Annotated in this window: 6 protein-coding genes and 1 other annotated feature; of the genes, 1 reads left to right on the top strand and 5 read right to left on the bottom strand. The window is 38.1% G+C overall.

Going from position 1 to position 6400, the window contains the following annotated elements:
• Nucleotides 1-30 precede the first annotated feature (30 nt).
• The 3 genes from FEZ33_RS06205 to FEZ33_RS06215 are packed head-to-tail and all read right to left on the bottom strand — an operon-like array spanning nucleotide 31 to nucleotide 2913.
• Nucleotides 31-945 carry a MetQ/NlpA family ABC transporter substrate-binding protein gene (locus FEZ33_RS06205; RefSeq protein WP_138404539.1) on the bottom strand — a complete coding sequence of 305 codons (915 nt, stop codon included), beginning with the start codon at nucleotides 943-945 and terminating at the stop codon, nucleotides 31-33.
• Nucleotides 946-968: 23 nt separating this feature from the next.
• Complete coding sequence (locus tag FEZ33_RS06210; RefSeq protein WP_138404540.1) at nucleotides 969-1961, bottom strand: MetQ/NlpA family ABC transporter substrate-binding protein; 993 nt, start codon at nucleotides 1959-1961, stop codon at nucleotides 969-971.
• Nucleotides 1962-1986: 25 nt separating this feature from the next.
• Complete coding sequence (locus FEZ33_RS06215; RefSeq protein WP_138404541.1) at nucleotides 1987-2913, bottom strand: MetQ/NlpA family ABC transporter substrate-binding protein; 927 nt, start codon at nucleotides 2911-2913, stop codon at nucleotides 1987-1989.
• A gap of 99 nt (nucleotides 2914-3012) precedes the next feature.
• Nucleotides 3013-3277, bottom strand: a binding site (T-box leader).
• A gap of 101 nt (nucleotides 3278-3378) precedes the next feature.
• Between FEZ33_RS06215 and FEZ33_RS06220 the strand changes: the two genes are divergently transcribed.
• Nucleotides 3379-4548 carry an aminotransferase class I/II-fold pyridoxal phosphate-dependent enzyme gene (locus FEZ33_RS06220; protein ID WP_171031305.1) on the top strand — a complete coding sequence of 390 codons (1170 nt, stop codon included), beginning with the start codon at nucleotides 3379-3381 and terminating at the stop codon, nucleotides 4546-4548.
• Between the two features lie 373 nt (nucleotides 4549-4921).
• Here the strand turns inward: FEZ33_RS06220 and FEZ33_RS12720 are convergent, their stop codons facing one another.
• Both FEZ33_RS12720 and FEZ33_RS06225 read right to left on the bottom strand, forming a co-directional pair.
• A complete protein-coding gene (locus tag FEZ33_RS12720) occupies nucleotides 4922-5068 on the bottom strand; it encodes a hypothetical protein (RefSeq protein ID WP_235888780.1) in 147 nt (48 codons plus the stop codon).
• A complete protein-coding gene (locus tag FEZ33_RS06225) occupies nucleotides 5069-6073 on the bottom strand; it encodes an NADH-dependent flavin oxidoreductase (RefSeq protein ID WP_235888781.1) in 1005 nt (334 codons plus the stop codon).
• Nucleotides 6074-6400 lie beyond the last annotated feature (327 nt).

A 6400-nucleotide genomic window follows, 5' to 3' on the forward strand; every position in this document is an offset into this window, starting at 1 on the left:
CTTTAAGTTTGTTTCTTTTAAAGTGTTTGACTATTCAGCCGATTCTTCTGACTCTTCTGATTCTTCCGTTGTTTCTTCTGATTCTGATGAATCTGATTCTTCTTCGCCTTCTTCAGTCCATGCTGGAACATCTCCACCGTTACTTGCTTCAGCTAATTTTTCAGCGACTTCGTCTGTTTGGTATAATTCTACAACTTTAGCAAATAATTCGCTGTCTGCGTTGTCACCATTTACTGCGATAATGTTTTTGTAATCATCTGGTAAGTCTGCAGGATTTTCTGCATCTAGGAAGATAGCATCTTCAACACTTAAACCAGCGTCTAAAGCAAATGTGTTGTTAATGACTGCTGCATCCACATCTGGTAAAGCTTGCGCAATTTGTGCTGCTTCTAATTCTTCAAATTGAATATTTAATGGGTTATCAGTTACGTCTGCAACCGTTGGTAAAATACCTGCTTCATCATCGACTTCAATTAGGCCAGCTAATTCTAAACCTAATAATGCACGTCCACCATTTGTTGGATCGTTAGGAATTGCGATCACTGCATCTTCTGGAATCTCTTCAATTGAAGTAATTGATTCAGAATACACTCCTAATGGTGTAACGTATGAGAAACCTAAAGCTTCAAGGTTACCATCATTTGCTTCATTCCATTCGTTTAAGAATGCTACGTGTTGGAAAGCATTTAAATCTGTTGATCCATCTTGTAAAGCAACGTTTGGTTGAACATAGTCTGTAAATAATACTAATTCAAGTTCGATACCTTCTTGCTCTAAGGCTTGTTCTGAAACAAATTCCCAAACTTGTTCTTCTGCTTCACTTACGACACCAACGGTTACTGTTTCGCCTTCAAATTCACCTTGAGCTTGAACTGCTGAAGTTGCTCCAACTAAAACACTACTTGCTAATGATAATACACCTAATGATTTAAAGAATTTTTTCATGATAAATCTCTCCTTTTTTATGTTTATTCAGTATCTTCTTCTGTTGATTCTTCGCTTGATTCTTCGCTTGATTCTTCAGTTGATTCTTCGCTTGATTCTTCAGTTGATTCTTCGCTTGATTCTTCAGTTGACTCTTCTGATCCATCTGTACTTTCAGCTGGCTCATAGCCTTCCCATGCTGGAATACTTCCACCGTTACTTGATTCAATAATCACTTCAGCTACGTCAGCCGTTTGGTATAGTTCTACGATTTTTAATAGTAATGGACTTTCAGCATCTTCAGAACGTGCCGCAATGATATTACGGTAAGTATCACTTAACTCTTCTGGTGTATCTGTATCTACGAAGATAGCATCTTCTGTTACAGATAAACCTGCGTCTTCTGCATGACCTGTGTTAATAATCGCTGCTGCAACATCTGGTAATGATTGTGGAATTTGAGCTGCATCTAATTCGATAATTTCTAGGTTTAATGGGTTATCAGTAATATCGTCAATCGTTGGTAATACGCCTACAGCGTCATCCACTTCGATTAATCCAGCGATTTCTAAGGCAAGTAAAGCACGCCCGCCGTTTGTTGGGTCATTAGGAACTGCGATACTGTCGCCATCTACAATTTCTTCTACCGATGTAATTTTGTCTGAGTATAAGCCCATTGGTGTAACTAAAGTAAAGCCTAAGTTCACTAAATCTTCGTCGTTCGCTTCGTTCCAGTTTTCTAAAAAGGCAACGTGTTGAAAGGCATTTAAATCTAAAGACCCATTCGCTAAAGCTTCATTGGGCTGGTTATAGTCAGTTAATAGTGTGACATCAATCTCAATACCTTCTTGTTCTAAAGCTTTATCGGCAACATAGCCCCAAACTTCTGCACCATTATCTCCAACAACACCAACGTTGACTTGCTCGCCTTCAAATTCTCCCGAACTTTCTTGTGCAAATGCCACTTGAGTAGCTGGCGCTAGAATGAGTGAACTCGTTAAGGCAACTTTTCCTAACTTCTTAAGTAATTTTAACATAGCACTTTTCTCCTTTTATCTTTGACTATTCAGCATCTTCTTCCGTTGACTCTTCGCTACTTTCCTCTTCACTTGTTTCTTCGCTGCTTGCGTCTTCAGCATTTTCTCCAATCACTGGCGCATTTTCCCAGGCTGGTTTGTCACCATTGTTAGTTGTGTCATATAAAGCTTGAGCGACCTCTTCTGTTTGATAGTACTCAACGATTTGTAAATATAGGGCGTTGTCTTGGTTTTCTTCAAGAGCTGCAATGACATTTCGGTAAGCTTCATTTAATTCTTCTGGATAATCCGCGTCAACGAAAATGGCTTCATCTAAGCTCAGTCCCGCATCTGTTGCGAAGTTTAAGTTGATGAACGCTGCTGCAACATCTGGTAATGATAAAGCTAATTGAGCTGCATCTAATTCTTCAAATTCCAAGTTTAATGGGTTATCAGTAATATCATTGACTGTTGCTAAAGGCCCCACTTCATCATCTACTTCAATGACACCCGCCAATTCTAAACCAAGTAAAGCACGTCCACCGTTTGTTGGATCATTTGGAATAGCAATTGTATCGCCTTCTTGTAAGTCATCTAAAGATTCAATGTTTTCAGAGTAAGCACCCATTGGCGAAACAAAGGTATAACCAATGCCAGTTAGACTTCCGTCATTTGCTTCATTCCAGTCATCTAAAAAGGCAACGTGTTGGAAGGCATTTAAGTCTAGCGAACCGTCTTGTAATGCAATGTTTGGTTGAACATAGTCACTGAATAAAACTAAATCGACCGTGATTCCATCGGCTTCTGCTTTCTCAACAACGACATTCCAGACTTCTTCTGAAGGCCCAGGAACAATCCCGACCGATACTTCTTCCCCTTCAAATTCACTTTGTGCTTGTACCGGAGCACTTGCACCTACTAATAAACTTGCTGCTAATCCGACAACACTTAAACTTTTTAACCATTTTCTCATTTTTATCTCTCCTTGTTCATTGATATATTGACTGTTCTATTATTTGACAAAAAAATGACTTGCGACATAAAATTAACTACAAAAAAACTCCCATCCTATGAAAAGGACGAGAGTATAAACTTCGTGTTACCACCTTAATTTGTCATTTCATCACTGAAATAACCTCTACCAGTACATTTGTTTAAAATACAATAACCATATACTGTGGCATCTCTAACGGGTGCATCCGTTCATCCTTATTGCGTTACGCATTCAGAATGACCGCTCAGTAGCCATTTTCAACCGATCGTCACTTACTCACTTTCACCAAGCGTGAGCTCTCTAAAAAATTTGATTGATTTACTTTCCACATCAAAGCGTTTTATTTATCTGTTGAGACTATAATAGTACACAAATTTTACTTTGTCAAACATTTTATTAAAAAATATGTTAGACTTAAGCATATCATTAGAGGAGTTGATGAGAATGGATTATAAAAACATTAATAAACACTTATTAAACACGTCGGAGAATCTCATCCGTCTTTTTAACGACCAAATTAGTCACATTGAAGATTTGTTATTTTTCAACGTTGGTGAACCGGATTTTCCGACACCAGAAAATATTAAACAAGCGGCAATCAAATCAATCAATGCTGATCAAAGTTTCTATGCCCATTCTCGAGGGGTGTATGAGCTGCGTGAAGCGATTCAGCGTTACTTGAAACGTAAATATGATTTGGATTATTCTCCAGATAATCAAATCATCGTCACAGCGGGCGCAACCCAAGCTTTATACCTGGCAGTGACTGGCTTAGTTAATCAAAGAGACGAAGTGTTAGTCGTTGATCCTAATTATGTTATCTATAATACGCAAATTTCTTTATCGGGCGCAAAAGCTGTTGCCATTGATGTTAGTTCAACTCAATTTAAGTTAACACCTCAATTATTAAAAGAAAGCATCACTGATAAGACAAAAGCACTGCTTTTAAATCACCCGACAAATCCTACGGGAGTTACTTATACTCACGATGAGATTAAAGCCTTAGCTGAAGTCATTAAAGAGCAGCAAATCTATGTCATCTCAGATGAAGTGTATTCTGAATTTAGTTACGGATCTAAACATACGTCGATGGCAAAATTTATACCTGAATTAACTTTGTTGATTAATGGAACGTCAAAATCTCATGCAATGACTGGCTGGCGTTCTGCTTTCTTAGCCGGACCTTCAGAATTAATTAACTCAATCTACCCACTACATCAGTCAGTTCTGACAGCGATTAGTACTCAAATTCAGTACGCTAGTATCGAAGCTTACGACAATACCGATGCCGAAATCCAACGCATGTTAGAAGATTATCAAGCACGCCGTGATTTTCTTATCGAAGGGTTAAGTGAATTGGAATATGACTTCATTATTCCTGAAGGTGCTTTTTATCTTTTCAGTAAAATCCCAGCTTGGTATGAAGGTGACGATTACCAATTCTGTCTAGATTTAGCCCATGAAGTTCAAATAGCCGTCACACCTGCTCAAATATTTGGTGAGGCAGGTCGCGGACACTTTAGAATCAGTTACGTTTCAAGTATGGCCAATTTAAAAACACTACTTGAACAACTTAAAGTCTTCGAAACGTCTTATAAAGAAAAGAAAGCATAGGAATAGCAAAAGCACTCAACGCGGGTTGAGTGCTTTTTTGTGATTTTGATTAAATTAGTATTCGTATTAAATTCGAGTACTTGATTAGTGCTAAACACGCACTCGTTTTTAATTCGAGTACTTGATTAGAGCTAATCATGCAGTCGTTTCAATTTCGAGTACTTGATTAGAGCTAATCATGCAGTCGTTTCAATTTCGAGTACTCGATTAGAGCTAAACACGCACTCGTTTCAGATTCGAGTGATCGATTAGACGAATATACTGGTCCAATAATCGTGGACAACTCCAAACAAGCTAATTTCATTCGTGGACTCCAGTTATTTCTATCATAATAATCGCAGTCATGCTTTGTCCGCTACTCTATAGTCAAATCTCACTTTTCAATTTGTTCGATCGTTTCTTTTGGAACGGACCCGTTCCCTCTCAATGCCCCAGCCATTAAATAAAATCGCTCCGGTAAGGCTAGGTCTGAAACGTCTTCTGCATCTAAAGAAATAGAATCATCAGCGCCTGCTTTCAATTACTGCATTAAATCTGGTTCGACAATCGCTGCTGAGCCCATCGCAAGGATATCTACATAATTTAGCGCTTCTAACAACTTATCAGGACTTGTTAAATCCCCAGCGCCAATAAGTAATGTACGATCTGCTAATAATTCGTGGACAACTTCATTAATTACTTCACCTTTATGCTCACCGAGACGGGCTTTGTTTTTAAAGCCGTTAGGTCCAAATTGAGACACATGAATATAATCCACACCCAATTCAGCTACTTGGTCAATTAAATATAAGGCGTCGTCAAAGTTATAGCCAACTATCTCGCCATGAATCTCTTCTGGACTTATACGGTAACCAATGATGAAATCGTCTTTTGCGTATTCATTTGCTACTTCTTGAACGGCTTTAACTACAGCTAAAGGAAAGGCTGCTCGTTTCTCTCGATTTCCACCCCACTCATCCTCACGTTCGTTCGATAATTCTGAGAAGAATTGTTGAATTAAATAATGATTCGCCCCATGAACTTCTACACCATCAAAACCTGCTTCGATCGCACGTTTAGTAGCATCTGAAAAGTACTGTACAAATTCATAAACTTCTTCGTTTGTCATACCAGTGACTGGATAATCTAAGAAAACAAAGTCTTTTGTACTAGGTCCATACACTTTTTCTTCATCTTGATAGGAATACTTAGCTTGGCGACCTGGATGAAAAATCTGAAGCATTGCTTTTGCACCCTGTGCTTTCATAGTACTGGCTAATTTCTTCATACCAGGCATGTGCTCATCTGATTGGATATCTAAACCATAGCCAAAAGCATTACCAAATGGTCCTACATTCGCTGCTCCAGTTAATAATAAGGCTCCAGTTTGACTGCGTCGTTCAAAATATTTGATGTCATCTTCACCGACAAAGCCGTCGTAAGTTGACCCTGCTGCCACCATTGGTGCCATCGCAAATCGCGATGAAAGCTGACTGCCATTAGGAAGGTTTACAGCTTGAAATAGTCTTTCATATTCTTGATTCATTAAAATTGGATTCCTCCTTTAGAGATTGCTTTATATTTTACTGAACATTTTCGCGAGGTGTTTGTATGAATTTAAGCGTTCATTCTCACCATGAATTGGTGCATAAACCATTAATTCATCGATACCTAATAATTGTTGTTCTTCCTCTAAGATAGATTGAACTTTCTCAGGTGTTCCTTTAATTATGAAGCGTTTATCATCCTGAATAATTCATACTTCTAAATTTTTCGATTAAAAATACATTTTTTGTCGTAATTTTGCTTTGGTTCTAAAATTTATATGTTTTTTGAGATTTTACAGAACATTTTTATCGAGATTCGATTTTTA

Origin of the sequence: Ruoffia tabacinasalis (assembly GCF_005864045.1) — a bacterium.
In the GTDB taxonomy this organism is placed as follows: Bacteria; Bacillota; Bacilli; order Lactobacillales; family Aerococcaceae; genus Ruoffia; species Ruoffia tabacinasalis.